The 25,279-nt window shown below is 67.7% G+C and carries 23 protein-coding genes, 1 tRNA gene and 1 pseudogene; 12 read left to right on the top strand and 13 right to left on the bottom strand.

The genetic code is table 11. From position 1 onward, the window contains the following. Positions 1–137 precede the first annotated feature (137 nt). Entirely contained in the window at positions 138–1,547 is a 1,410-nt protein-coding gene (locus AB0L60_RS39025) for a wax ester/triacylglycerol synthase domain-containing protein (RefSeq protein WP_364624898.1), read from the bottom strand. Positions 1,548–1,644: 97 nt separating this feature from the next. Here AB0L60_RS39025 and AB0L60_RS39020 point away from each other — a divergent pair, with 97 nt between their 5' ends. After that, positions 1,645–3,096, top strand: coding sequence for a ubiquinol-cytochrome c reductase cytochrome b subunit (locus AB0L60_RS39020; protein WP_364624896.1), 1,452 nt, complete (start codon positions 1,645–1,647; stop codon positions 3,094–3,096). Positions 3,097–3,251: 155 nt separating this feature from the next. Here the strand turns inward: AB0L60_RS39020 and AB0L60_RS39015 are convergent, their stop codons facing one another. Then, positions 3,252–3,461, bottom strand: a complete 210-nt coding sequence (locus tag AB0L60_RS39015; protein ID WP_354838731.1) for a DUF397 domain-containing protein — start codon at positions 3,459–3,461, stop codon at positions 3,252–3,254. 394 nt (positions 3,462–3,855) lie between these two features. Between AB0L60_RS39015 and AB0L60_RS39010 the strand changes: the two genes are divergently transcribed. The 3 genes from AB0L60_RS39010 (at position 3,856) to AB0L60_RS39000 (ending at position 6,314) form a co-directional block, all read left to right on the top strand. After that, a complete protein-coding gene (locus AB0L60_RS39010) occupies positions 3,856–4,353 on the top strand; it encodes a DUF309 domain-containing protein (protein ID WP_364624893.1) in 498 nt (165 codons plus the stop codon). A gap of 173 nt (positions 4,354–4,526) precedes the next feature. Beyond that, positions 4,527–5,432: a tRNA glutamyl-Q(34) synthetase GluQRS gene (gluQRS, locus tag AB0L60_RS39005; RefSeq protein WP_364624922.1), complete on the top strand. Its 906-nt coding sequence runs from the start codon at positions 4,527–4,529 to the stop codon at positions 5,430–5,432. Between the two features lie 51 nt (positions 5,433–5,483). Beyond that, complete coding sequence (locus AB0L60_RS39000) at positions 5,484–6,314, top strand: RDD family protein (RefSeq protein ID WP_364624891.1); 831 nt, start codon at positions 5,484–5,486, stop codon at positions 6,312–6,314. Positions 6,315–6,415: 101 nt separating this feature from the next. On the opposite strand, the gene AB0L60_RS38995 is transcribed toward AB0L60_RS39000, so the two are convergent. Continuing rightward, on the bottom strand, positions 6,416–6,961 hold the full coding sequence (locus AB0L60_RS38995) for a DUF4190 domain-containing protein (RefSeq protein WP_364624889.1): 546 nt from the start codon (positions 6,959–6,961) through the stop codon (positions 6,416–6,418). Positions 6,962–7,138: 177 nt separating this feature from the next. Between AB0L60_RS38995 and AB0L60_RS38990 the strand changes: the two genes are divergently transcribed. Continuing rightward, positions 7,139–7,813, top strand: coding sequence for a queuosine precursor transporter (locus tag AB0L60_RS38990; RefSeq protein ID WP_364624920.1), 675 nt, complete (start codon positions 7,139–7,141; stop codon positions 7,811–7,813). Between the two features lie 55 nt (positions 7,814–7,868). On the opposite strand, the gene tgt is transcribed toward AB0L60_RS38990, so the two are convergent. From tgt to AB0L60_RS38965, 5 genes are all read right to left on the bottom strand, one after another. After that, the gene (gene tgt, locus AB0L60_RS38985; RefSeq protein WP_364624887.1) at positions 7,869–9,119 is read right to left on the bottom strand and encodes a tRNA guanosine(34) transglycosylase Tgt; all 1,251 of its coding nucleotides are present in this window, start codon (positions 9,117–9,119) and stop codon (positions 7,869–7,871) included. Positions 9,120–9,247: 128 nt separating this feature from the next. Continuing rightward, entirely contained in the window at positions 9,248–11,215 is a 1,968-nt protein-coding gene (locus tag AB0L60_RS38980) for an ABC transporter ATP-binding protein (protein WP_364624885.1), read from the bottom strand. Next, positions 11,212–12,945 (bottom strand): ABC transporter ATP-binding protein, encoded by a 1,734-nt coding sequence (locus AB0L60_RS38975; RefSeq protein ID WP_364624883.1) that lies wholly within the window; start codon positions 12,943–12,945, stop codon positions 11,212–11,214. The genes AB0L60_RS38980 and AB0L60_RS38975 overlap by 4 nt, the downstream gene beginning before the upstream one ends. 260 nt (positions 12,946–13,205) lie before the next feature. After that, complete coding sequence (locus AB0L60_RS38970) at positions 13,206–13,766, bottom strand: Rrf2 family transcriptional regulator (protein WP_364624881.1); 561 nt, start codon at positions 13,764–13,766, stop codon at positions 13,206–13,208. 37 nt (positions 13,767–13,803) lie between these two features. Next, the gene (locus AB0L60_RS38965) at positions 13,804–14,391 is read right to left on the bottom strand and encodes a TetR/AcrR family transcriptional regulator (RefSeq protein ID WP_364624879.1); all 588 of its coding nucleotides are present in this window, start codon (positions 14,389–14,391) and stop codon (positions 13,804–13,806) included. A 222-nt stretch (positions 14,392–14,613) separates the two neighbouring features. On the opposite strand from AB0L60_RS38965, the gene AB0L60_RS38960 reads away from it, so the two are divergent. Next, entirely contained in the window at positions 14,614–16,941 is a 2,328-nt protein-coding gene (locus AB0L60_RS38960) for an MMPL family transporter (RefSeq protein ID WP_364624877.1), read from the top strand. 249 nt (positions 16,942–17,190) lie between these two features. Here AB0L60_RS38960 and AB0L60_RS38955 read toward each other — a convergent pair. Then, positions 17,191–18,126: pseudogene (locus AB0L60_RS38955) on the bottom strand (FAD-dependent monooxygenase); the annotation flags it as partial. 88 nt (positions 18,127–18,214) lie between these two features. On the opposite strand from AB0L60_RS38955, the gene AB0L60_RS38950 reads away from it, so the two are divergent. Next, positions 18,215–18,781: a helix-turn-helix domain-containing protein gene (locus AB0L60_RS38950; protein ID WP_364624875.1), complete on the top strand. Its 567-nt coding sequence runs from the start codon at positions 18,215–18,217 to the stop codon at positions 18,779–18,781. 101 nt (positions 18,782–18,882) lie between these two features. Here the strand turns inward: AB0L60_RS38950 and AB0L60_RS38945 are convergent. The 3 genes from AB0L60_RS38945 to AB0L60_RS38935 all read right to left on the bottom strand — a co-directional run bounded on the left by AB0L60_RS38945 (position 18,883) and on the right by AB0L60_RS38935 (position 20,031). Continuing rightward, a tRNA-Ser gene (locus AB0L60_RS38945) sits at positions 18,883–18,973 on the bottom strand. A gap of 54 nt (positions 18,974–19,027) precedes the next feature. After that, positions 19,028–19,465, bottom strand: coding sequence for a nucleoside deaminase (locus AB0L60_RS38940; RefSeq protein WP_364624918.1), 438 nt, complete (start codon positions 19,463–19,465; stop codon positions 19,028–19,030). A gap of 26 nt (positions 19,466–19,491) precedes the next feature. Continuing rightward, entirely contained in the window at positions 19,492–20,031 is a 540-nt protein-coding gene (locus AB0L60_RS38935; protein WP_364624873.1) for a tRNA adenosine deaminase-associated protein, read from the bottom strand. 58 nt (positions 20,032–20,089) lie between these two features. On the opposite strand from AB0L60_RS38935, the gene AB0L60_RS38930 reads away from it, so the two are divergent. Continuing rightward, the gene (locus AB0L60_RS38930; RefSeq protein ID WP_364624871.1) at positions 20,090–21,040 is read left to right on the top strand and encodes a prephenate dehydrogenase; all 951 of its coding nucleotides are present in this window, start codon (positions 20,090–20,092) and stop codon (positions 21,038–21,040) included. Positions 21,041–21,056: 16 nt separating this feature from the next. On the opposite strand, the gene AB0L60_RS38925 is transcribed toward AB0L60_RS38930, so the two are convergent. Then, positions 21,057–21,659, bottom strand: a complete 603-nt coding sequence (locus tag AB0L60_RS38925) for a putative glycolipid-binding domain-containing protein (protein ID WP_364624869.1) — start codon at positions 21,657–21,659, stop codon at positions 21,057–21,059. Between the two features lie 275 nt (positions 21,660–21,934). Here AB0L60_RS38925 and dcm point away from each other — a divergent pair, with 275 nt between their 5' ends. The 4 genes from dcm to AB0L60_RS38905 all read left to right on the top strand — a co-directional run bounded on the left by dcm (position 21,935) and on the right by AB0L60_RS38905 (position 25,175). After that, positions 21,935–23,077, top strand: coding sequence for a DNA (cytosine-5-)-methyltransferase (gene dcm / locus AB0L60_RS38920; protein WP_364624916.1), 1,143 nt, complete (start codon positions 21,935–21,937; stop codon positions 23,075–23,077). A 50-nt stretch (positions 23,078–23,127) separates the two neighbouring features. Continuing rightward, positions 23,128–23,550 (top strand): very short patch repair endonuclease, encoded by a 423-nt coding sequence (locus AB0L60_RS38915; protein ID WP_364624867.1) that lies wholly within the window; start codon positions 23,128–23,130, stop codon positions 23,548–23,550. A 122-nt stretch (positions 23,551–23,672) separates the two neighbouring features. Then, positions 23,673–24,434 carry a DUF998 domain-containing protein gene (locus tag AB0L60_RS38910; RefSeq protein ID WP_364624865.1) on the top strand — a complete coding sequence of 254 codons (762 nt, stop codon included), beginning with the start codon at positions 23,673–23,675 and terminating at the stop codon, positions 24,432–24,434. A 27-nt stretch (positions 24,435–24,461) separates the two neighbouring features. Next, entirely contained in the window at positions 24,462–25,175 is a 714-nt protein-coding gene (locus AB0L60_RS38905; RefSeq protein WP_364624863.1) for a maleylpyruvate isomerase family mycothiol-dependent enzyme, read from the top strand. Positions 25,176–25,279 lie beyond the last annotated feature (104 nt).

Below are 25,279 nucleotides of genomic sequence, written 5' to 3'. Positions count from 1 at the left end.
CGATCCATTTGCGTGATCGAAAGCATCAGAGGTGATTCGGGCAAACAGGCAGCATCGCTGGGCCCGGAAGGCTCCGGACGGACTCGGTCCGGCCGGAGCCTTCCGCATATCCAGCCCCGCAACACATCCGGGACCGGTCAGCCGGTGGCGCCGGATTCCCGCAATGCGCAGGTGATCTCGTCGATCGCCGAATCCAACAGGGCGCTGTAGTGGTCCACGTCGGGGATTACCGCGGGATCGGCGTGGATGGAGACGGTGACCGTGTCGCCGAGGCCGTGGATGCCGTGAGTCAGGTGCATGACCGTGCCGAGGGCTGGGAAGCCCGCCGTGAATCGGGCTGCGCCGCCGCCGAATCGGAGGTCCGCGGGACCGCGGTCGACGCTGGAGACGACGGTATGACCCGAAACTCGTTCGGGGAGCACATCTATCGGGACGCGCATCACGTCATGGTGCAGCAGCGGCGCGGGGAGGACGGCGGTCACCGAATCCTGCGCGTCCTGGAGCGGATGCGCGGCGCGAGTGCGGCGCGCGGCGAGGTCGGCGGCGATGCGGTCCGCGCGGGTGCGCGGCAGGGGTGCGGCGACGGCCAGATCCACCGACAGGTCGCGGTAGCCGTTGCGGCCGTCCGCCGCGGTGGCGATCGCCATGGGGACCTGGGCGCGCAGGTCGGCGACCGCGGCGCCGCGCTCCGAGAGATAGGTCTCCAACGCGACGGAGATGGCGGTGAGCGCCACCACCGTTACCGAGTGGTCCGGTACCCGCAGCCGATTCTTGTCGCACACCAGCATGCGCACAATGTGCGCGGCAGGCGGTGCGCCGCTGCCGTTCAGGGCAGTCGGTTCGGTATCGGGCGCGGGTGGCGGCAGTTCCCCGGCCGCCGTGAGCTCGGCCAGCCGGTGCTGGGCCCGGGCGGCAGTCAGACCGCGAACGACGGTGCGCGCCATGCCGATCGGGATGCCGGGCAGCGCAACGGTAGCGGCGAGGGCGCTCGTCACGGCATCACGAATACTGCGCCGGCGGAACCGACCGACGAGTCGGCTCGAGGAAGCCTCGGAGGCAGATGCCGGAAATTCACTGCTGCTGAACAACGCTCGGGCGATGGCGGCGGCACGGCGGCCGTCGGCCAGGGCGTGGGATAGCTGGAGCACCGCTACCAAGGCGGACTCACCGGCAGCGAATCCTGGGACGTCCCGAACATTTCGGAACACGTGCAGTCGCCAGGGGCGATCGCTCGCATTCAGGCCCGCGCCGAGCAGATCGCCCACGGCGGCGGTGACATTCACCCAGGTGGCGTCGGAGAGACGATGCTCGACGAACTGCGCGTTCGTGAATTCGCAAGTCGCCCAAATCGGATACGCAATATTTGCAGGAGTATCCAGCACATGGATCAGCAAATCCGGAATATGGACCACCCGGCTCGCGACGGCCGCCCGCAGCTCGCCGGCCTCGCGTCCGGTGTCGGCGAAGCAGTAGAGCAGGAACAGGTCGTTGCGGGTACGCGCGGACAGCCAGTACATGGTGGCGTCCCGGGCGGCCAGGGATTTCACCCGATGACCATAACGAAACCCCGTACGGTGCAGCGACTCCGGGTGCTACCGTTTGTAGTAGAAGCCTTACCATTCTCCCGGGGGCGGGGTGACCGCGATGGCAACCACCAGCAGGCACGCCGGTCGACTTGCGCAACAAGCCGATGGCATGGACGAGCGCTACAAAGGCGCCGCATTCCTCAAAAGATCGATCAACAAGGTATTTCCGACACACTGGTCGTTCCTGCTCGGTGAAATAGCGTTGTACAGCTTCATCATTCTGCTGCTGTCCGGCGTCTATTTGACCTTGTATTTCGACCCGTCCATGCAGGACGTCACCTACAACGGCGCCTTCCGCAAGCCCCGCGAGGCCAACTGGGTGATCGGCGCACTGCTGTTCATCATGGCCATGTTCGAGGGCTTCTTCGGCTACTCGCTGCCCGACGACCTGCTCTCCGGCACCGGCCTGCGCGCCGCCTTCGCCGGAATCACCCTGGGCAGCCCGGTGATCGGCACCTGGCTGCACTGGCTCATGTTCGGCGGGGACTTCCCCGGCAGCATCATCATCCCGCGCCTCTACATCGCGCACGTGCTGCTGCTGCCCGGAATCATGCTGGCGCTCATCGGAGTTCACATCGCGCTGGTCTGGTACCAGAAGCACACCCAGTACCCGGGCCCGGGCCGCACCGAGAAGAACGTCATCGGCACCCGCATCGTGCCGGTCTTCTCGCTGGACCAGGGCGCGTACTTCGCCTTCACCCTCGGCGTGCTGGCGCTCATGGGCGGGCTGTTCCAGATCAATCCGATCTGGAACCTGGGGCCCTACAACCCCTCTCAGGTCTCCGCCGGCACCCAGCCCGACTTCTACATGATGTGGACCGACGGCTTCCTGCGCCTGTTCCCGGCCTGGGAGGCCTATCCCTTCGGGCACACCGTCCCGGGCGCGTTCTCGGTGGCGCTGTTCATGCCGCTCATCTTCACGCTGATCATCACCTACCCGTGGATCGAGAAGCGGCTCAGCGGCGATCGGGCCCGGCACAACCTGCTGCAGCGGCCGCGCGACGTGCCGGTGCGGACCGCCATCGGGGCCATGTCGCTGAGCTTCTACCTGATCCTCACCCTGGCCTGCGTCAACGACATCATCGCCTTCAAGTTCGACATCTCGCTCAATGCCACCACCTGGGCCTTCCGCATCGCGCTGCTGACCGTCCCGCCGCTGGCCTACACCATTGCCTACCGCCTGTGCCTGGGTCTGCAGCGCGCCGACCGCAGCGTGCTCGAGCACGGCATCGAAACCGGTGTGGTGCGGCGACTTCCGCACGGCGAATACATCGAGGTGCACCAGCCGCTGGGGCCGGTGGACGAGCACGGCCATCCGATTCCCCTGGCGTATCAGGGCGCTCGCGTACCCCGGAAGATGAACGAGCTCGGGATCGCCGGCCGCCCCGGCACCGGCGCGTTCTTCTGGGCCGATCCGCCCGAGGAGCGCGAACTCAATGCCGCCAACGATCACGCGGCCGAGCACGCGCAGCTGACAGCGCTGCGCAAGGTCCAAGACCGCGCCCACTGAAACCACTTCGCGGAACCATACCTACAGGTTCGCGGCCGTCTCGATTCTGGACCGACGGAGCGGGGGGAGCGGAGCGGAGGGCAAATTGAACACAGGGCGAAGCCCCCGAGTCTCCGGGACTCGGGGGCTTCAATTTCTTCCCGGTGGCGCGGCGGTCAGGCCCGCTTGAACTCGCCATCGGAGACGCCCGCCACGAAGGCATCCCATTCGCCGGGGGTGAAGGCCAGGATCGGCCCGCCACCATGGTCCTTGCTGTCGCGGACCGCGACATTGCCATCTCCGAGGAAAGCGACCTCCACGCAGTTGCCGTTGGGCCCGCTGTGTTTGCTCTTGCGCCACACGGCGCCGGTGAAATCCACCTTCACGGTACTAGCTCCTTTTCTGCGTCAAGCTTGGAATCTTGCTGGCATCGATCTAGGCGACCTCGGGATCCATCCAGAATCGCGAATCCCAGGTGTGCCACGGGTCCCACGCAAACGCTCCGTACAACCCGTTCTCTGCACTTCGCGATGGGAATGCACCCCCGACGGCCGTTCCCGCGCTAAACCCTAGCAGGGTTCGTCATAGGGAGATCGCATTCTTTCGTTTTCAACCAGCAAATTTGCAGCAAGGTTAGCCAGCTAATTATTTGCGCAGAATTAGCCTTAATTTGAGGCTATTCGATTTCAGAAGTCCGAATTCCGTTACCCAGCCATTCGCGCACCCGCGGGCAAACTCCGCCCGCGCCGCCGGCACCAGCCATGGGGAATCATGGAGGGCATGCCCCAGCCGACCCAGGACGACACCGGACGGGACCGCGACGAGAACGGACGCGCCCGGAATGCCCGACCTCGTGACCGTTTTGGGCGACCCCTCCCATTCGGCAGCGCCGGTATCCCCCGCATACCCGATGATCTCGACCTGCCGCCCCTCGAAACCCTCGACTACGCCCAGCGCCTGCTCGACGACGGCCTGGCCTTCAACGCCCACGAGGTCCTCGAGGCCGCCTGGAAGAGCGGTCCGTTCGCCGAGAAGTCGCTGTGGCAGGGCCTCGCGCAATTTGCCGTTGGACTGACCCACATTCAGCGCGGGAATCCGAAGGGCGCGCGCACCCTGCTCGAGCGCGCGGCACGGCGGCTCGCCGCATACGGACCCGCGCCCTACGACATCGACACACCCGGCCTGGAGGCCCGCGCGCACGCCCTGCTCACCGCGCTCGACCAGGGAAAACCCATCTCCGACAACGATCTTCGACCCCGGCTCACCACCCCGCACTGAATTCGCAAGCCCGCTGTCACACCGCACCCGGCGTGTGCGCCCGCAAGAAGGCGAAGGACCAGCGGCGCTGCGAAGTATGCGAACTACCATCGACAACCGTGCCCACCGACCCCGCCACCGCAACAACCGGCCGTCGGGATCCCCACCCCGGCCACGGTCCGACCCCGCACGGCGTGGGCCGCTTCGCGCCCAGCCCGTCCGGCGACCTGCACCTGGGCAACCTCCGCACCGGACTGCTGGCCTGGCTGTTCGCCCGCTCCACCGGCCGCGGATTCCTCATGCGGGTGGAAGACCTCGATCGGGTGAGAAAGGGAGCGGCACACCGACAACTGGAGGATCTGGCGGCCATCGGGCTGGACTGGGATCCGCCGGTGGTGTGGCAGTCGCAGCGGCTGCCGCTCTATGCCGCCGCCATCGAGCGCCTGACCGCCGCGGGCCATACCTATGAATGCTTCTGCACCCGCAAGGAGATCCAGCAGGCGGTGACCGCCCCGCACGGCCCGATGGGCGCCTACCCGGGGACCTGCCGCGACCTCGCGGAGCACGAGAAACAGCGCCGGCGCGACGCGGGCCGGCCCGCCGCGCTGCGGCTGCGCGCCGAGATCGGCGAATTCACCGTCACCGACCGCCTGCTCGGCGAATACCGTGGCGCGGTGGACGATCTGGTGCTGCGGCGCGGCGACGGCACCCCCGCCTACAACCTCGCGGTCGTGGTCGACGACGCCGAGCAGGGCATCGACCAGGTGGTGCGCGGCGACGACCTGCTGCCCTCCACGCCACGGCAGGCGTATCTGGCGACCCTGCTCGGGCTGCCCGTGCCCGAATACGCCCATGTCCCCCTGGTACTCAACACTTCCGGGCAACGGCTCGCGAAACGCGACGGCGCCGTCACCCTGCGCGACCGAATGGCCCTCGGCGAATCCCCGCAACACGTGCTGGGGCTGCTCGCGGCGTCATTGGGCTACACGGGCGCAACTACGCCGTCCGCCTTGCTGGCACAATTCGATCCGGAAAACCTGCCGCGCGAACCGTGGACATTCGACCCCGACGGGTTGTTGCAACCCAGTTCGTATCCGTAACGTACGCACTCGACCCAGATCCCGAACGAATTCGACGAGGACGGCGAGACAATGACGAGCGGTGGGTACGACCCCAACCAGTATCCGCAGGGTGGCCAGCCGTACGGGCAGCCGCACCAGCCCCAGCAGCCGTACGGTCAGCAGCCCTACGGACAGCAGTCCGATCCCTACGGCCAGCAGCCGCAACAGCCGTACGGCCAGCAGTCCGATCCCTACGGCCAGCAGCCGCAACAGCCGTACGGCCAGCAGCCCGACCCCTACGGCCAGCAGCCGCAACAGCCGTACGGCCAGCAGCCCTACGGCCAGCAGCCCGACCCGTACGGGCAGCAGCCGCAGTCGTTCGGTCAGTCCGACGCCTACGGCCAGCAGCAGCCCTACGGCCAGCAGCCGTATCAGCCCTACCCGGGCGGCGGCCAGCCCGGTTTCGGCGCCGGCGGTTTCGGTGGCGCGCAGCCCGGTGACCTGTGGATCCGCTTCGCCGCGCGCATCATCGACTACCTGATCGCCGGTATCCCCACCGGCATCGTCGTCGGGATCCTCCAGAACGCCATGGGTGGCGGAATCGGCGCGGGCATCCTGGGCGCGGCACTCTCCGCTGTGATCATCACCGCCTACTTCGTGCTGATGGAGACCCAGAACGGTGGCCAGACCCTCGGGAAGAAGCTGCTCGGACTGCGGGTCATCGGCCCGGGTGGCGCACCGCTCGACATCCAGACCTCGCTGAAGCGCAACATCTTCGTGCTGGCCGATGTCGTCTACTGCCTCGGCAACCTGGTCAGCATCGGCCTGATGATCTACATCGCCATCACCATCGAGCAGGACCCGAACAAGCAGGGCTGGCACGACAAGTTCGCGGGCGGCACCCAGGTGCTGAAGGGCTGAGCCCGGCTCGGCTGAGCGCGAAATGGGGACGCATCCCGATGGATGCGTCCCCTTTTCATTGCCGCGCACAGCCCTTTTTCATTGCTGCGCAAAGCCTTTCGTCAGGACGACCCGGTCGATCCCGCGATGATCAGAATCAGGAACAGCGCGAGGCCGAGCACGATGCTGATGGCGCCCACCCAGACGCCACCCAGCGCCAGTCCGCGGCCCTGCTGCTGCGTGTTCTTGAGCTGGTTCAGTGCCACGATGCCGAGCACCAGGCCGACGATCGAGACGACCGGCAGGAACGCGCAGAAGAACATGGCCGGCACGCCGATGATCGACACCACCAGCGAGGCGATGGCCAGCGAATTGGTCTGCTGCACCGGCGGACCGTAGCCGTAGGGCTGATAGCCCGGATACCCGTAGGCCGGGGGTTGCTGCCCGGCGGCCGGATAGGACGGCGTCGGATTCGCCTGCGGCGGAGGATAGTTCGGGTATACCGGCTGCGGCGGCGGGGTCAGCGGCGGATTCTGGTACTGCGCCGCGGAGGCGTAGCCGGCCGGGGGCGGGGCCGGCTGCTGTGGCGTCGCGGGCGGGGTCTCGGGCGTCACGCCCTCACCTCCGTACTGCTTCCACCACTCGTCGGAATCGCCGGGATTCGTCATTCGCTCAGCCTAGGGCAACCCATCGGTCGGTACCCATCGGTCGAGGCAGGGATACTTTTCGGCGTGAGTGAAATCGAAAAGAGCGACATCGGCAAGAAGGTCGACACCGATCGATCTGGGCACCCCACGCCCGAACACGCGGCATTCGCGGACGCGGCGGGGGGATATTTCACGCCGGTGGCGGTGGCCTTCACCGCTGTCCTGCTGATCTCGAACGTCTGTGTCGCCAAAGGCGTCCAATTCTTCACCGGACACCATGTGTCCTTCGGCCCCATCACTGTGTTGCCGCTCACCATGGACGGCGCATTCTTCCTCTTCCCGCTCGCCTACGTCATCGGCGACGTCCTCAGCGAGGTCTACGGGTTCCGCGCGACCCGCCGCATCGTCTACTACGGGTTCGGCGCGCTGCTGCTGATGATCGTCTGCTTCCAGATCGTCATCAAGCTGCCCACCGGAGACCTGGATCAGAACGGTTCGGCGTTCGGGGACGTGCTCGGCCACACCCCGCAGCTGGCGTTCGCCGGCATCGCGGGCTACTTCGTGGGTCAGTTCCTCAACTCCGTCACCCTGGTGCTCATCAAGGAGCGCACCAAGGAGAAGCACCTGTGGGCGCGGCTGCTGGGCTCCACCGTGGCGGGCGAATTCGGCGACACCTTCGTGTTCTGCTCCATCGCCGCCACCGCCATCGGCATCCACACCTGGGGCGACTACATCAACTACACCCTGGTGGGCTTCATCTGGAAGACATTCGTCGAGATGATGGTGCTGCCGATCAGCTACCGCTGCATCGCCTTCCTGAAGAAGCGCGAGCCCTCGTACCGGCCGCGCGAACGGTCCGCCATCTACGAGTGAGCGTGGGCCCCAGGGCCACTGTCCATAACACGCGGCGCGGTCGTATCGAATTCCCTTACAGCCCAGGAGCTTTGATCCGACCGCGCCAGCGACCGAGGAACTCGGTCTGGTAATCGTCGAAGTAGCCGCCGTCGATGCTCTCCCGCACCCGATCCACCAGCCGCACCGTGAAGCGCTCGTTGTGGATGGTGCACAGCGTCGACGCGAGCATCTCCTTCGCCTTGAACAGGTGATGGATGTAAGCGCGGGTGTAATTGGCGCAGGTGTAGCAGTCGCAGGTCTCGTCGACGGGCGTGAAGTCCCGCTTGAACCGGGCCGTATTGATATTGAAGCGGCCCTCGTCGGTGTACAGCGCCGCATTGCGGGCCACGCGGGAGGGATTCACGCAGTCGAAGGTGTCCGCGCCGTTCTCCACCGCGGTGAAGATGTCCTCCGGCTCGCTGATGCCGAGCAGGTGCCGCGGCTTGCCCTCGGGCAGCTCGTCACAGCACCAGCCGACAATGGTGCCCAGATTGTGCTTCTCCAGCGCGCCGCCGATGCCGTAGCCGTCGAATCCTGTTCCGGCCGCGCCACGCAGGTCCTCCAGATCGCGACATGCCTTGCGGCGCAGGTCCTCGTACTGCGCGCCCTGGATGACGCCGAACAGCGCCTGGTACGGCCGGTGCGAGCGGGCCGCGGTGAGCCGCTCGTGCTCGTCGAGGCAGCGCTGGGCCCACAGCCGCGTGCGCTCCAGCGATTCCTCCTGGTAGCCACGGGTGTTCATGAGCGTGGTGAGCTCGTCGAAGGCCATCATGACGTCCGCGCCCAGCCGATGCTGGATGCCCATGGACACCTCGGGCGTGAAGCGGTGCTTGGAGCCGTCCAGGTGCGAGCGGAAGGTGACGCCGTCGTCGTCGACGTGCGCCAGCCGCTCCTTGCCCTTGGCGATCACATCGTCGTTCTGCACGCCGACCGACTCCATGGCCAGCACCTTCTTGAAGCCGACACCCAGCGACATGACCTGGAAGCCGCCGGAGTCGGTGAAGGTCGGGCCGCGCCAGTTCATGAACTCGGCCACACCGCCGGCCTCGTCCACGATGTCGGGGCCGGGCTGGAGGTAGAGGTGATAGGCGTTGGCGAGCAGGGCCTGCGAGCCGAGCTCCTTCATGGTCTCGGGCAGCACCGCCTTGACCGTGGCCTTGGTACCGACCGGGATGAAGGCGGGCGTGGCGATGTCACCGTGCGGAGTGCTGATCACACCGGTTCGGCCGCGCCGCCCTTCCAGGCGCGCACCGACCTTGAACGAGAACTCCGAAGCAGCAGACACCGAGCCATCTTCTCACTTCGTGAAAAGTGGCCCGGCCCGCACCGGAGGGTGCGCGCCGGGCCGGTTCGGGTCGATCAGGGCAGGGCCCACCTGGTGCGGGCCGCGGCCGATGCGGCTTGCCCGAGGACTCAGTTCGCGGCCGCTCCGACAGCGTCCGGTTCCGGATCGTCCACATTGTTGCCCTCGCCATCGGTGAGGGCGGCGGCGAACTGCGCGTTGTAGAGCCGGTAGTACGCGCCCCGGGACCGCAGCAGCGTCTCGTGCGTCCCCTGCTCGACGATCCTGCCCTTCTCCATCACCACGATGGTGTCGGCATCGCGGATCGTCGAAAGCCGGTGCGCGATCACGAAACTCGTGCGATCCCGGCGCAGCGCCGCCATGGCGTGCTGCACCAGCAGCTCGGTGCGGGTGTCGACCGAGCTGGTGGCCTCGTCCAGGATCAGGATGGACGGCCGGGCCAGGAAGGCGCGGGCAATGGTGATGAGCTGCTTCTCACCGGCGCTGACGCCGGAGCCCTCCTCGTCGATGACGGTGTCGTACCCGTGCGGCAGCGCGTGCACGAACCGGTCCACATAGGCGGCCCGGGCGGCCTCGAGGATCTCCTCCTCGGTGGCACCGGGATTGCCGTAGGCGATGTTCTCCCGGATGGTGCCGCCGAACAGCCAGGTGTCCTGCAGCACCATGCCCATGCGCGACCGCAGGTGGTCGCGGGTGATGCGGGTGATGTCGACGCCGTCGATGGTGATGGCGCCGGAATCCACCTCGTAGAACCGCATGAGCAGATTGACCAGGGTGGTCTTGCCCGCGCCGGTCGGGCCGACGATGGCCACCACGTGCCCCGGTTCGGCCACCAGCGAGAGATCCTCGATGATCGGCGTCTCCGGCTCGTAGCGGAAGGACACGTCCTCGAACGCCACCCGACCGCGATCCACCGGCCGCGAATCCTCCGGATCCGGATCCGCCGACTGCTCCTCGGCGTCGAGGATCTCGAAGATCCGCTCGGCCGAGGCCACACCCGACTGCAGCAGGTTCATCATCGAGCCGATCTGGGTGAGCGGCTGGGTGAACCCGCGCGAGTACTGGATGAACGCCTGCACCTCACCCAGCGACAGATTGCCCGACGCCACCCGCAGACCACCGACCACGGCGATCAGCACGTAGTTCAGATTCCCGAGGAACATGATGGCGGGCATGATCAGGCCGGAGATGAACTGCGACTTGAACGAGGATTGGTAGAGCTTGTCGTTGGTCTCGTCGAACCTCTCGCCGACCTCGCGCACCCGGCCGAAGGCGCTGACCACCTCGTGCCCGGTGAACGCCTCCTCGACCTGAGCATTGACATCGCCGGTGAGCTTCCACTGGTCCACGAAGTGCGGCTTGGAGCGCTTGGCGATCTGCGCGGTCACGATGACCGCCAGCGGCACCGTCAGTAGCGCGATCAGGGCCAGCAGCCAGGAGATCCAGAACATCATGATCAGGATGCCGATCACCGACAGCACATTGATGATCAGCTGGGACATGGTCTGCTGCAGCGTCTGCGCCACATTGTCGACGTCATTGGTGACGCGGGAGAGCACATCGCCGCGCGGCATCGAGTCGAAGTAGCGCAGCGGCAGCCGGTGGATCTTCTCCTCGATCTGCGCGCGCAACCGCTTCACGGTCCGGTTGATCACGATGATCAGCAGTTGGGCTTCGAGCCAGCCGAACACCGAGGCGCCGATATAGAGCGCCAGCACCCAGGCCAGCACATGGCCCACCGCGGTGAAATCGATTCCCGTACCGGGAATCACGTTCATGCTGGCCAGCATGTCCGCGAAGGTGTTGTTACCGTTCGCGCGCAGCCCCTCGACCAGCTGGTCCTTGCTCTGCCCGGGCGGCAGCTGCTTGCCGACCACACCGTCGAAGATGAGGTTGGTGGCCTTGCCGAGGATCTGCGGGCCCAGGGTGTTGAGCACCACCGAACCCACGGCCAGCGCGAAGACCACGACCAGATAGAACCGGTCGGGCGCGAGCATGCGCAGCAGGCGCTTCAGCGACGGGCCGAAGGACTTCGCCTTGGCGTCCGGCGCACCGGGATTGACGGCTCCGGGCCTCATCGCACCTCCTCCGCGCTGAACTGCGACTCCACGATCTCGCGGTACTCGGGACAGTCGCGCAGCAATTGCTCGTGGGTGCCGATGCCGGCCATCGCGCCGTCCTCCAGCACCACGATCTGATCGGCGTCGCGGATCGTCGAGATCCGTTGCGCCACAATGATGACCGACGCGTCCGAGGTCTCCGGCCGCAGCGCCTCGCGCACCCGCATGTCGGTGGCGACGTCGAGGGCGGAGAAGCAGTCGTCGAACAGGTAGATGCGCGGCTTGCGCACCAGCGCGCGGGCAATGGCCAGCCGCTGGCGCTGACCACCGGAGACGGTCGTACCGCCCTGTGCCACAGGCGTTTCCAGGCCCTGCGGCATCTCGCGCACGAAATCGGCGGCCTGCGCGATCTCGAGCGCGTGCCAGAGCTCCGCATCGGTGGCGTCCGGCTTGCCGTAGCGCAGATTGGAGGCCACGGTGCCGGAGAACAGGTACGCCTTCTGCGGCACCAGGCCGATCTCGGAGCGCAGCGTCTCCAGGGGCAGGTGCCGGACGTCGGTGCCACCCACGTAGACCGCGCCGTCGGTGACATCGATCAGCCGCGGAATCAGGTTGATCAGCGTGGTCTTTCCCGCACCGGTCGCACCCACGATGGCGGTGGTGGTGCCCGGCCGGGTCTCGAAGCGGATGGCCCGCAGCACCGGCTTCTCGGCGCCCGGGAACTTGAACTCCGCGAAGGCCAGGTCCACCGTGCCCGGATCACCCTTGAACGGCTGCGGCAGCCGCGGTTCCGACACCGAGGACTCGGTGTCCAGCACCCCGCCGATGCGCTCGGCCGAGACGGCGGCGCGCGGAGCCATCATGGCCAGGAAGGACGCCATCATGACCGCCATCAGGATCTGCATGATGTAGGCCAGCATCGCGGTGAGCGAGCCGATCTGCATCTCCCCGTTGTCGATCGCGTGGCCGCCGAACCAGATGACGCCGACCGTGGTGACGTTCGAGATGAGCATGACGGCCGGGAACATGAGGGCCATGTACTTGCCGACATAGAGCGACTGCTCGGTCAGCTCGGTATTGGCGACCCCGAAGCGCCAGGTCTCCTGCCGCTCCCGCACGAAGGCCCGCACCACGCGGATGCCCGTGATCTGTTCGCGCAGTACCCGGTTCACCGCGTCGATGCGCTCCTGCATGCGCCGGAAGCCCGGCACCATGCGGCTGATGATGAAGGCCATCGACAGGCCCAGCGCCGGCACCGCGATCAGCAGCAGCCACGACAGCTGCAAGCTCTCGCGCAGCGCCATGAAGATGCCGCCGATGCACATGATCGGCGCCATGACCAGGATGGTGGCGCTCATCAGCACAAGCAGCTGCACCTGGCCGACGTCATTGGTATTGCGGGTGATCAGCGACGGCGCGCCGAACACGCCGACCTCCCGCGCGGAGAAGGTGCCGACCCGGTGCAGCAGCGCCGCGCGCATATCGCGGCCCGCGCCCATGGCCGCTTGCGCGCCCAGGTACACCGAGACGGCCTGAGCGGCGATCTGGATGCCCGTCACCAGCAGCATCCACCCACCGGTGGACCAGATGTAGCCGATATCGCCCTTGGTGACGCCGTTGTCGATGATGTCGGCGTTCAGCGTGGGCAGGTACAGCATGGCGATGACCGAGATCAGCTGGAGCACGACGACACCCGCCAACTGCTTGCGGTAGGGCCAGAGGAAGGTGCGTAGAAGTCGGATCAACATGATGGTGGCAGGCTACCGTCATCCTCCGGAGCTCGCCGCGACGTTTTGCGGCCTGTGCCTAACTGCCCCTCCGCTTCGCTCCGGGGCGGGGTTCGCGGCCCCTGGTCCCGATTCTTCCCTCCTCCGCTCCTCCGCTTCGCTCCCCCGCTCCAAGCGCGGGGAGGCCGGAGCGCAGTCCAGAATCGGGACGGCCGCGAACACGCGGGTGATCCATCTAAGCGTGGCTGTCGGGACCGCCCGGTCAGCGCTGCCAGGACCGGCTAGATGTCGGGCTGATCCAGATCTCGCCACCCGCCCGCCGCGGGCGCGCTCGGCGATCCCCCATTGGGCGCCGATCCGGACGCGACCGGTCCGCCCGCGGGGCGTTGACGGCGGGTCCAGGCATCCGGATCGTGCAGCAGCTCGTCCAGGAAGGACGGCAGCAGATCGTGGGCGATATCGGCGACGGTGACCCGCTCCAGTACCGAGCGGATGTTCACCCGCAGCCCGATCCATACCCGCTGCAGCGGTTCGGCCGCACCCGGGTAGCTGACATCCTCCGGCCGCAGCCCGCGCACCGAGGCCAGCGGACCCTCCACCGCGCGAATCACATCCGCGATGCTGATCTCGGCGGCTGGCCGGGCCAGGCGATAACCGCCGTCGGGACCACGGCGGCTGACCACCAGTTCGCCCTTGCGCAGATCCGCCACCACCGATTCCAGCACCTTGGGCGGAATGTCCTGGGCGGTCACAATGGCGTCGGCCTTCACCGAATCCGGTTGCGCCTTCGCGATTTCCACAAGGGTGCGCACCGCGTAATCGACCTTCGCGGTGATGTGCACGAGAACTCCTGAGACAGATCGGTGGTGAGCGAGAACCCTATCGCGTCGGATTCAGCACGCCGAGTGCGGCATTCAACAATGTCGTCTCGACGTGATCGGCATCGGCGCCGGGCACGATCTCCTGGGACATCATCGCGGTGCTGAGCACCTGCATGGCCGCGGCGGCGCGCAGCAGGGTGTCCTCGTCGGCATCGGGCCCGGCCATCCAGCGGCACATGCGGTGATGCAGTTCGATCATGTCGGGATAGCGGTTGCCGAGGGCATTCACGATCGCGACGGTGTCCCGCATGCAGAGCACGCCGACCTGACGGTTGGCCAGCGTCGACTGCAGGCGCCGGCGGATCACCTCACGCACGTTCTCGGGAGTGTGCGGAATGTCATCGAGACCCTCGACCTGATCACGCACTTCCTCGAACATCGGCTCGATGATCGCTACCAGAAGATCGACCTTCGAGGCGTAGTGATAGTAGAGCGAGGCTTTTGTGATTCCCACCGCATCGGCGACCTCGCGCAGGCTGCTGTGATCGAACCCCTTGGTCGAAAACAGCTGTAGAGCGGCGTCCCGGATCGCGTCCTTGGTGCTTCTACCTGCGACAATTGTTCCGGAACCGACCTGGCCACCCATATTCTCATCCTCTCACCCGCGCTCGGTGTGCGATCAACGCCACCTAGAGTCGAGGTTGTTCCTCCGCTTATCCGCTCGGTAGTCTACCTACCGCACGGTAGGCAGATTTTAGTTTCGTGGAGGCGGGGAGCCCGCAGAGCTCCCGGCGGCAGTGCTGTCTACGCGCTCGCACACCAGCACCCTGTTTTCGCCCGCACAAACCATCGCCCAGGAGAACCCCTCGTGTCCGTATACCTCTATCGGTGGGGAAAGTTCGCCTTCCGCCGGAAATGGATAGTCATCACGGCGTGGATCGCCGCGCTGCTCGTCATCGGCGGGCTCGGCGGGGCCCTCGCCAAGCCGTTCCAGGACTCCTTCACCATGCCGAACCTGCCTTCGGAGCGGGCCACGGAAATCCTCGACGAGCATTTCCCCGGCATGTCCAAGGACTTCGATCCCAATGCCGTCACCGGCACCTATGTGATCGCGGCGCCGGAGGGTCAGAAGCTGACCGATCCCGCGAACGCCGCCGCGCTGCAGCAATTCCTGACCAAGCTCGGCGATCTCCCCATCGTCGACAAGTCGGTGCCGCTGGTGAATCCCGTCGACGCCACCAAGAAGGTCGGTACGCCGGCCGGGATCGACTGCCTCACCGGGGACCGCTCCAACCCGAACTTCTCCGCGATCTGCTCCAGCGCGCCGCTGAACGTGCTGAACAAGACGAACCCGGATTCGGTCGCGACGGTCAAGGCCAAGTACACGATTCCGAAGTTCTCCGACATCAAGCAGGCCGACCGTGACGCTGCCTACAAGGTGGGTGACGACGCCCGCGCGGCCGGGCTGCAGGTGGAGCTCACCGGTTCGATCGCGCAGGATCCGGGCGGCTCGAACGGCTCCTCGGAACTGATCGGCATCGCGGTGGCGCTGGTGGTCATGGTGATCGCGTTCGGCGCGATCGTGGCGGCCTTCGTGCCGATCCTCACCGCGCTGATCGGTGTGGGCACCGCCATCTCCATCATCATGTTCGGCACGCACTTCCTGACCGTGCCCACCTTCACCCCGATCCTGGCCTCCATGATCGGCCTGGCGCTGTCCATCGACTACGCCATGTTCATCGTCTCGCGCTACAAGCACGAACTGGCCGTGTCGAATTCGCCGGAAGAGGCCGCGGGCACCGCGGTCGGCACCGCGGGTTCGGCCGTCATCTTCGCGGGTCTGACCGTCATCATCGCGCTGGCGGGCCTGAGCTTCGTGGGTGTCAGCTTCCTCACCTACATGGGCATCTTCGGCGCGGTCTCCGCTGCCATGGCGGTGCTCGTGGCCGTCACGCTGATGCCGGCGCTGATGGGCGCGTTCGGCCGCTTCCTGTTCAAACCGAAGCTGCCGCTGGTCGCCAAGCACGACCCCGAGGACGAGAGCTCGGTCACCAACGGCATGCGCTTCGCCCGCCTCATCGGCAGGGCACCCGCGCTGACGCTCGGCATTTCGGTGGTGCTGCTCGGCCTGCTGGCCGCGCCGGCGGCGAACCTGCAGCTGGGCCTGCCCGGCGGCGACTCGATGCCCGAGCACACCACCGTCCGCAAGGCGTACGACCTGCAGACCGCGGGCTTCGGCGAGGGCGCGAACGGCACCCTGATGGTGGCCGTGGATCTGAGCAAGACACCGGAGAACCAGCGCACCGAGGCGCTCGACGCGCTGCGTTCCAAGCTGGCCGCCTCTCCGGCCATGGACTACCTGACCGTTGCCGCGCCCAGCCAGGACGGGCAGGCCGCCATGTTCATGGGCGTGCCGAAGTTCGGGCCGAACAACCAGGAAACCAAGGACCTGGTCAAGAACGCCCGCAATGCCGAGTCCGAGTTCCATGACAAGTACGGCATGGAGTACGGCGTCACCGGTACCACGGCCATCTACGCGGACGTCTCGCAGGCGTTGCTGGACAAGATCATTCCGTACCTGGCGATCGTGGCCGGCGCGGCATTCATCCTGCTGCTCCTGGTGTTCCGCTCCATCGTGGTGCCGCTGACCGCCGCGTTGGGCTTCCTGCTCTCCATGGCGGCCACCTTCGGCGCGACCGTGCTGATCTTCCAGGAGGGCCACTTCGGCCTGGTGGAGGCGCACCCGCTGGTGAGCTTCCTGCCGATCATGCTGATCGGCCTGGTCTTCGGTCTCGCCATGGACTACCAGGTCTTCCTGGTCACGCGCATGCGTGAGGAGTACGTGCACGGCAAGTCCGCCAAGGACGCCATGATCAGCGGCTACCACCACGGCGCTCGCGTCGTGACCTCCGCCGCCATCATCATGATCTCGGTGTTCAGCGCCTTCATGCTCGACGATAACGTGGTGGCCAAGTCCATGGGCTTCGCCATGGCGGCGGGTGTCTTCTTCGACGCCTTCATCGTCCGCATGGTCCTCATCCCGTCCCTGCTCGCCCTGCTGGGCAAGTGGGCCTGGTGGCTCCCGAAGTGGCTGGACCGCATCCTCCCCGACATCGACGTGGAAGGCGCCAAGCTCGCCGAGCTGAAGCAGTCCGCCACCCCCGTCGAGGACAAGCAGCCCGTCACGGTCGGCTGACCTCCGCACGAAATCCGCTCGGCCCCCACCCGATTCCCCGGGTGGGGGCCGAGTTCTTTGGTGCCACCGCTCGTTTCGCCGCATGACGCGGGTGACGGCATTGCGGACCACGATGCCAGCGGAGGTGGCGGGCACCATGAGGGCCGACGCGGCGCGCATGCCGCGCTGCCTGGGCTCGACCAGTTTCCGGTGACGCTGTTCGTAGGCGGCGAAGGCGGTGTGCGGGCGACCGGGAGTGCGGGTCAATTCCGCAGCGAGGGTGTGGGCGCCCGCGATGGCGAGGGTGGAGCCGTCGCCGAAGAGGGAGAGGCAGGATCCGGCGTCGCCGAGCAGGGCGACGCGACCATCGGACCAGCGCGGCAACCGGACTCGGCTCACCGAGTCGAAATAGAGATCGTCGGCGGCCTTCAGCTGGTCGAGCAGGTCGCCGAAGATGCCGATCGGCCCGGAGAAGGAGTCGGCGATGAGCCGCTTGTGCCCGTCGAGATCGCGGTGGCCGAGGCCCGGGATCGCGTCATGACGGAACATGAAGGCCGCCACCGCCTTTCCCTTCGAAGGGTGCACGGTGATGGCCTGTCCCGGGCGGTTGAACATGACCACCTCGCGCTCGTCGCCGAAGGCCCGTTCCACCGGCAGGGTCGCCACGTACATGCCCAGGTGGCGAAGGAATTCGGCCTCCGCGCCGAAGACGAGCCGACGAACATTCGAGTGCAGGCCATCGGCCCCGATCAGGTAGTCATAGCGCCCACCTGCGCCGTTCTCGAAGACGACATCCACGCCGTCCGAATCCTGCGTGATGCCGGAAATCGAATCGGCCCAGCGGATTTCGGCATGGTCGCGAGCCGCGTCGAGGAGAATGGCGGCCAGATCGGCGCGCGCGAGCTCGATCTCGCGGTCGCCCGCGCCACCCTGAAAAGCGCTGAGCCGCAACCTCGATCGCTCCCGCCCTGCCGCATCGACGAAGCTCATTCGATCCACCCGCGACGCGGCCGCCCGCAGCCGCGGCATCACCCCCATGCCCTCGGCCACGCCGACAGCCGGTCCCTTCACGTCGATCGGGTTCCCGCTGGACCGCTGTGCCCCCGCCCGTTCCACCACGGTCACATCGAAGCCGTTGCGCCCCAGCCAGTACGCCAGGGTCGATCCCGCGATGCCCGCCCCGGAGATCAGCACTGTCCCGCTCATCGTCATCACCCTCGATTCAACTGGACGATTTTCGTCCACTTCCAAGACGGTACGCTAACCGGAAGATTTTCGTCCAGTTCTATCGGAGGTGAGGACAACGGCCGAGCTCAGAGCCGATGCCCGAAGCAATCGCGACCAGATCCTGGCCGCGGCCCAACAGGTCTTCCGCGAACAGGGCGTCAGCGTCTCCATGAAGGACATCGCCGACGCCGCCGGCGTGGGCGTGGGCACCCTCTACCGCCGCTTCCCCGACCGCGGCGCCCTCATCACCGCCGCCGCCCACTCCTACCTCTCGGCCCTCGCCGACCTGGCCGCCACCGCCGACCGCGAATCCCCCACCGCCTGGCAAGCCCTCGCCCGCGTCCTCCGCGAATGCGCCGAACTCCGCCTGGGCGCTCTGGCCGCCGCCGTCGAACCCGCCCTCCACGCCGACATCAAATCCGACCCCGCCCTCACCGAAGTCCGCACCACCGTCACGGACCGCATCACAGACCTGACCGCGAGGGCCCACACCGAAGGCGCCCTCCGCCCCGACGTCACCCCCGAAGACATCGCCCGCCTGATGACCCTGCAGATCTACGCCGCCCCCACCGAGCCCTACCCCGCCGCGATCAACCGCGTCCTCGACCTCCTCCTCGACGGCCTCCGCCCCTGAAAAAGAAGGCCCCGCACCGGTTTCCGATGCGGGCTGCGCGAGAACGCCCTCGCTTGATCAAAAAAAATAGCCCCTGACCTGCTTTCGCAGACCAGGGGCTGTGGCGGTGGCGGAGGGATTTGAACCCTCGGAGGGGGGTTACCCCTCACACGCTTTCGAGGCGTGCTCCTTAGGCCGCTCGGACACGCCACCGCTGGTGACTTTACCTGAGCACCCGCCGGATCCTGAAATCGCCTGGAGAGAGGGCTAGGGGCGGTGGGAATCGAAGAAATCGGCGAGGAGAGCGGCGCATTCGGGTTCGAGGACGCCGGCGCGGACCTGGGGGCGGTGATTGAGACGTCGGTCACGGACCACGTCCCAGAGGGAGCCGACGGCACCGGTCTTGGGTTCCCAAGCGCCGAAGACCAGGCGGCCGATACGGGAGAGGACCAGGGCGCCGGCGCACATGGTGCACGGTTCGAGGGTGACGACCAGGGTCGCGCCCTCGAGGCGCCAGCCGTCGCCCAGCACCCGGGCGGCGGCGCGCAGGGCCAGGACCTCGGCGTGGGCGGTCGGATCGCCCAGGGCCTCACGGGCATTGGCGGCGCGCGCCAGTTCCCGGCCCTGGGCATCGAAGACCACCGCGCCGACCGGGACATCGCGCGGGTCGGCGGCAGCTGCCGCGGCGATGGCGGCCCGCATCATCGCCTCGTCCGAGGCGAGCGAGCCGATCAACGCGGGAGCTTGTCCAGGACCGCGGAGAATTCGTTGGCGAAACCGAGGCGCTGGGCGACCATGCCCAGCTGCTCGTCCGGATACAGGTCGGTCTCCGCGAGGATGACCGCCAGCACCGGCTCGGGCAGGCCGAGATCGGCGAGGACGCCGAGGTCGCCCTCCTCCCAGGGCTCGACGTCGTCGATCTCGTCCGGGTCGATGTCGGGAATCTCGATATTGAGTTCCTCGAGCACGTCGGCCGCGATGTCGTAGTCGATGGCTGCCGTGGCGTCGGACAGCAGGATGCGGCTGCCGGTGGGGCCCGGGCGCAGGATGATGAAGAATTCGTCGTCGACATCGAGCAGGCCGAACACCGCGCCGGAACTTCGCAATGCCCGCAGCTCGTGCTCGGCCGCGGACAGACTGGACAGTGAGGCGTCGCTCAGGGGCGTCACTTTCCAGTTGGCTTCCTCGCGGACAACCGCCACTGCGAACCCTTCCACGTCGTCGAACTCATCCGACGCCGCCCTGTTCGTGCTCGAGCGCTGTGCTGCCATGGCCGCAACGGTAGTCCGCTTCGGGGGAAATGTTGAAGTCGTATGCGAATCTGATCGCATGACGGGCACTCCGAAACCAGCTGTCTGCGTCCTGGGTACCGGTTTGATCGGCGGTTCGGTGCTGCGCGCCGCGGCCGTCGCCGGGTACGAGGCGTTCGGCTACAACCGGTCCGAGGTCGGTGCGAAGGCCGCCCGCTTGGACGGATACGACGTGATCAGCGATGTGGAGGCGGTGCTCACGCGGGCGGCCGACCGCGATGCGCTGGTGGTGATCGGCGTGCCCATGCCCGCCATCGACGCCGTGCTCTCGGATGTGAAGACCTTCGCTCCCGACTGCGTGCTGACCGATGTGGTGAGCGTGAAGGCGCCGGTCGCGGCGGCCGTGCAGCGTCACGAACTGGGCGCCCGCTACGTCGGCGGCCACCCCATGGCCGGGACCAGTGAATCCGGTTGGGCCGCATCCTCTCCCGATCTGTTCAAGAACGCGGCGTGGGCGGTGAGCGTCGATCCGGGCGTACACGCCGACCCCTTCCGGCGTGTCGCGCGGCTCGCGCTGGACTGCGGCGCGGTGGTGGTCCCGGTGCTGGCGGTGGAACACGATCGCGCGGTCGCGCGCATCTCGCACCTGCCCCACGTCCTCGCCGAGGCCCTCGCCATCGAGGGCTCCAACGGTGGCCCGCTGGCCCTCGGACTCGCGGCCGGCTCCTTCCGCGACGGCACCCGCGTCGCCGCCACCGCCCCCGACCTGGTCCGCGCCATCTGCGAACCGAACGCCGCCGCGCTGCTGGACGTGCTCGACGACACCCTCGAGGTCCTCACCCAGGCCCGGGACAGCCTGCGCACGAACGGCACCATCGCCGAACTCACCGAAGCCGGGCACGACGCCCGCAGCGACTACGAGGACAACGAGCGCTGGGTCGTCACCGATGTCCGCCCCGGCGACCACAACTGGCTCACCAAGCTCATCGACGCGGGCCGCTCCGGGGGTGTCCTGACCACCCTGGACTAGGCGCGCCCGGCCCCGGCTAGATCCGTTCGGCCAGGCCGGGGTAGTCGAGCAGGAAGCCGTCCTCGTCGACGGTGACGGTCGCGCTGGAGACGGGCGAGAGCACATGGATGCCGTCGGGACCGCTGCTGTAGACGAGGCTGGCCTCCTGCACGAGGAGATCGGGCAGACGCACGTAGACGACGGGAACCTGCACGTCCTCACTGGCATGGGCCAGCCCGTAGCGGCGGATGGGCAGGGTGTTGAAGAAGGGGCTCAGCACCACGTCCACATCCAGCGCGCCGCCGAAGGTGGAGCGCACGTGGGTGTTTCCGGCGTCGATGAGCCAGTAGTTCTCCTCGTCGCGGGCGATGGAGGCGTGGCGTTCACCCGAAGCGAGGGTGCTGCGCAGCGACAGCCGCTTGGTGACCCCGGATTCGTCGGTGACCAGATCGTACGACGCGCTGAAGGCCGGGTGGTCCTCGCAGTCGCCGGCGATGATGCGGCCCGCGGCGCGAATCCGGTTGCCGCTCAGCACCACCCGCACCGACTCCATGCGCGACGCGTTGTGCGCCCGCCAGGTGAGAATGGCCGGCCACCGCGGCGCAGCCGGGTTGGCGTCCTCACTCCCGTTATCCGTCACGCCTATAACCGTAGTTCCCCGTGCCCGCGCACCCGCGATCCCCGGCCGGTATCACTGCCCCGTCAGCACATCGTGATCAACATGCAATGGTGCCGACCGGTTCTCGGTGTTTGCACACGACATCGACCACCGTCCACCCGCCCGAGTCATAGCGAGGGGCTCTCGACCGGCGGTGGGCAGGGGTGTTGGTCACGGTGGGGGTGCGGGGACTCGAGTAACGTGCTCTGGGGCACGGGGACTCCGGGGTGAAAGGGACTGTTGTGACGGGCGCGCGGATGGTCGGCCTGTTCGCCGGCATCGGCGGGCTGGAGCTCGGGCTCGCGGCGCACGGATGGCGCAGTGAACTGCTGTGCGAGATCGACTCCGGGGCGCAGGCGGTGCTGGCCGCGCATTTCCCGGACGTGCCACTGCATTCCGATGTGACCAGGCTGCGCGCGCTGCCGTCGGGGACGGAGCTGGTGGCGGCGGGTTTCCCCTGCCAGGATCTGTCGCAGGCCGGGCGGACGGCCGGAATCACCGGGGCCCGTTCGGGTTTGGTTGACGAGGTGTTCCGGCTGGTCAAGCGCAAGAAGGGCCCACGCTGGCTGCTCATCGAGAATGTGCCGTTCATGCTGCAGCTCGGCGGCGGCGCGGCGATGCGGCACATCACCGCCGCGCTCAGCGAGCTCGGCTACACCTGGGCCTACCGGGTGGTGGACGCCCGCGCGTTCGGACTGCCGCAGCGGCGGGAGCGGGTATTGATGCTGGCCTCCCGCACCGAGGATCCGCGGCCGATCCTGTTCGGCACGGACGCCGGACCCCGCGAGGTGGGCGACCCGGCGCACGATCCGTGCGGCTTCTACTGGACCGAGGGCACCCGGGGCCTGGGCTGGGCGGTGAATGCCGTGCCCACCTTGAAAGGCGGTTCGGCCCTGGGCATTGCGAGCCCGCCCGCGGTGCGGCTGCCCTCGGGTGAACTGGTCACGCCCGGCATCACCGACGCCGAGCGGCTGCAGGGCTTCGACCGGGATTGGACCACGGCCGCTCTCGCCGTGCCCGGGGTGCGGCCGGGACATCGCTGGAAACTGGTCGGCAATGCGGTGAGCGTGCGCATGGCGTCCTGGATCGCCGAGCGCGTCACCCACCCGTCCGACGACCCGATCCCGGACGGCGCACCGCTGACCCGGCGCAGCTGGCCGACGGCGGCCTGGGGGCATCGCGGCGAGGTGTACCGGGTTCCGGTGTCCACCTGGCCCGTTCACGCGCCGTACGAGGATCTGCGCTGGTTCCTCGACGACTCCCGCCTGCTGTCCGCGCGGGCGACCGCGGGCTTCCTGCGTCGCACGCGGATGGGTTCGCTGCGCTTCCCCGAGGGCTTCCTCGACGATGTGGAGAACCATCTCGAGCGCATGGGGGGCGCACCGCGCGAGGCCGCATGACAGCTCCGGGGCACCTTGCCGACGGTGCCGGGCGCGGCGAGGATGGCCCGATGGCGGATGCGCGACGACCCGGCACCGATGCGGGCACCAGCGCGCGCATGGCCAGGCAGCGGCGCGTGGGGACGAAACCGGAGCTGGCCCTGCGACGGGAATTGCATCGGCGCGGAAAACGCTTCTTCGTGGACCGGGCTCCGCTGCCCGGGCTGCGGCGGCGGGCCGATCTCGTGTTCCCGCGGCGGAAGGTGGCGGTCTATGTGGACGGATGCTTCTGGCACAGCTGCCCGCAGCACGCGACACACCCGAAGAACAATGCCCAGTGGTGGGCCGACAAACTGGCGGGCAATGTGGCGCGCGATCGCGACACCGATGCCCGGCTGGCCGCGGCGGGCTGGACCGTGGTGCGGATCTGGGAACACGAGGCCGCGGATTCGGCAGCCGACCTGGTGATGCGGGCTTTGGCGCGCGGCGTCTGACGTCCGCGCCGGCGCATGGGCGACAATGGTCCTACGACCGGACCAGCCGACCAGTCCGGACAGATCGGAAGCTGCGGGCAGGGCAGTACGAGTAAGCGAGGCCAGCGAAAGCGAGCGCGGTGATGCCAACCGAGCAGAAACTAGCCGAGGCGGCCCCCGTGGAGAACAGTCTCCAGCCGCGATGGCGACGGGTGCTGCGATGGTTCATCGCGATCTTGATCGCGGTCGCCGGGCTCGGCTATTCCTCCTGGGTCCTGGAATTCATCCTCCCGATCCACAGCAATCCCACCAACACCTTCCTGAGCCAGCTGGCCGAGAAGGGTGCGCCGTTCAGCTGGGTGTTCACCACCGGCGACACCGGGTCCGGCGCGCTGCTGGTGGTGGCGGGACTGGGCGGCCTGCTGCTGTTCTCGCGGCGGCGCTACTCCACCATCGGCTGGGCGGCGCTGGCCTGCTTCGGCGCGTCCACCATCGCGGACGCGCAATGGCCCATCGTGCCGGACGATCCGAACGGGCCCAGACGGTATGTGGACACCGGCCTGTTCCCGCAGTTGCACCAGATCCATGCGCTGACCAGCACGCTGGCGGTGTTCTCCATCTACATCGCGATGATCGCGTTCACCGTGGCCGCCTTCAAATACCGGCGCTGGCCGATTCTGCGGCACACCGGACTGTGGATTCTGATCGTCGGTTCGGCGGTGACGGCGTGGATGCTGATCGCCGACAATCTGCCCGGCAACTACGGCCTGGGCATCGCACAGCGCATCCAGGTCGGGGCCATGTCGCTGTGGCTGGTGGCGCTGGCGGTGCAAATCGTTGTGGCCGAACGGGATTCCGGAATCCCGACCCGGCGGCGGCACACCACGCGCTCATCCGGTCACTGACCGCTCCGACTGGGTAGGGTCGGACTCGTGACCAGCGATGCGCAACTCGCCGACACCGCAGCCCTGCTCGACACCGTCGCCGCCGCGACCGAGCGCCTGCTCCCCGCGATCGCCGCCCTCGGCGACGCCGACCTGGTGGAACCCTCACTACTGCCCGGCTGGACCCGCGGCCATGTGCTCGCCCACCTCTCCCGCAATGCCGACAGCCTGGTCAATCTGTTGCTGTGGGCCCGCACCGGCATCGAAACCCCGCAGTACGCAAGCCAATTCCTCCGCGAGGCCGACATCGAGGCGGGCGCCCCCCGCCCGCTGCGCGACCAGCTCGAGGACTTCACCGCCTCCGCCGAACGATGGCTGGACCTGGCCCGGGTCATGCCCGCCGACCGCTGGCCCACTCTCGTCCGCAACCGCCAGGGCGGCGAGATCCCCGCTACCCGCATCCCGTGGATGCGCCTGCTGGAAGTGGAGATCCACCACGTGGACCTCGATATCGGCTACACCCCCGCCGACTGGCCGGCCGACTTCGCCGCCCGCCTCCTGGCCCAGTCCATTACCGAGGTCGAGCCCGCCGGCGGCACCGGCTTCACGGTCACCGCCACCGATTCCGGCTACACCGGCACCGTCGGCGTCCCGACCGCGACCATCACCGGGCCCACCGCCGCCCTCGCCGCCTGGCTGATCGGCCGCTCCCCCGGCACCGACCTCACCGGCGACCTCCCCAACCTCGCCGCCTGGAAGTAACCGGGCGAGTCGGGTTGTCGTGGGCGGGTTCGGCGCCCTCCGGTCGCCCGGTGGTGCCGGGGGTCCGCGAAACCGGTTCCGACAGAAGAGCTCTCGACGCTCGC

The sequence above is a fragment of the Nocardia sp. NPDC051981 genome (genome assembly GCF_040680715.1).
Taxonomy (GTDB): Bacteria; Actinomycetota; Actinomycetes; order Mycobacteriales; family Mycobacteriaceae; genus Nocardia.
This window is presented reverse-complemented; position numbering and strand designations above follow the sequence as displayed.

What these genes read in the sequence shown, in the direction of transcription:
- AB0L60_RS39020 (WP_364624896.1), top strand. Translation starts at nt 1,645, where the DNA reads ATGGCAACCACCAGCAGGCACGCCGGTCGACTTGCGCAACAAGCCGAT.
- AB0L60_RS39010 (WP_364624893.1), top strand. Translation starts at nt 3,856, where the DNA reads ATGCCCCAGCCGACCCAGGACGACACCGGACGGGACCGCGACGAGAAC.
- AB0L60_RS39000 (WP_364624891.1), top strand. Translation starts at nt 5,484, where the DNA reads ATGACGAGCGGTGGGTACGACCCCAACCAGTATCCGCAGGGTGGCCAG.
- AB0L60_RS38995 (WP_364624889.1), bottom strand. Translation starts at nt 6,961, where the DNA reads ATGACGAATCCCGGCGATTCCGACGAGTGGTGGAAGCAGTACGGAGGT.
- AB0L60_RS38980 (WP_364624885.1), bottom strand. Translation starts at nt 11,215, where the DNA reads ATGAGGCCCGGAGCCGTCAATCCCGGTGCGCCGGACGCCAAGGCGAAG.
- AB0L60_RS38975 (WP_364624883.1), bottom strand. Translation starts at nt 12,945, where the DNA reads ATGTTGATCCGACTTCTACGCACCTTCCTCTGGCCCTACCGCAAGCAG.
- AB0L60_RS38965 (WP_364624879.1), bottom strand. Translation starts at nt 14,391, where the DNA reads ATGGGTGGCCAGGTCGGTTCCGGAACAATTGTCGCAGGTAGAAGCACC.
- AB0L60_RS38940 (WP_364624918.1), bottom strand. Translation starts at nt 19,465, where the DNA reads ATGATGCGGGCCGCCATCGCCGCGGCAGCTGCCGCCGACCCGCGCGAT.
- AB0L60_RS38935 (WP_364624873.1), bottom strand. Translation starts at nt 20,031, where the DNA reads ATGGCAGCACAGCGCTCGAGCACGAACAGGGCGGCGTCGGATGAGTTC.
- AB0L60_RS38930 (WP_364624871.1), top strand. Translation starts at nt 20,090, where the DNA reads ATGACGGGCACTCCGAAACCAGCTGTCTGCGTCCTGGGTACCGGTTTG.
- dcm (WP_364624916.1), top strand. Translation starts at nt 21,935, where the DNA reads ATGGTCGGCCTGTTCGCCGGCATCGGCGGGCTGGAGCTCGGGCTCGCG.
- AB0L60_RS38915 (WP_364624867.1), top strand. Translation starts at nt 23,128, where the DNA reads ATGGCGGATGCGCGACGACCCGGCACCGATGCGGGCACCAGCGCGCGC.
- AB0L60_RS38910 (WP_364624865.1), top strand. Translation starts at nt 23,673, where the DNA reads ATGCCAACCGAGCAGAAACTAGCCGAGGCGGCCCCCGTGGAGAACAGT.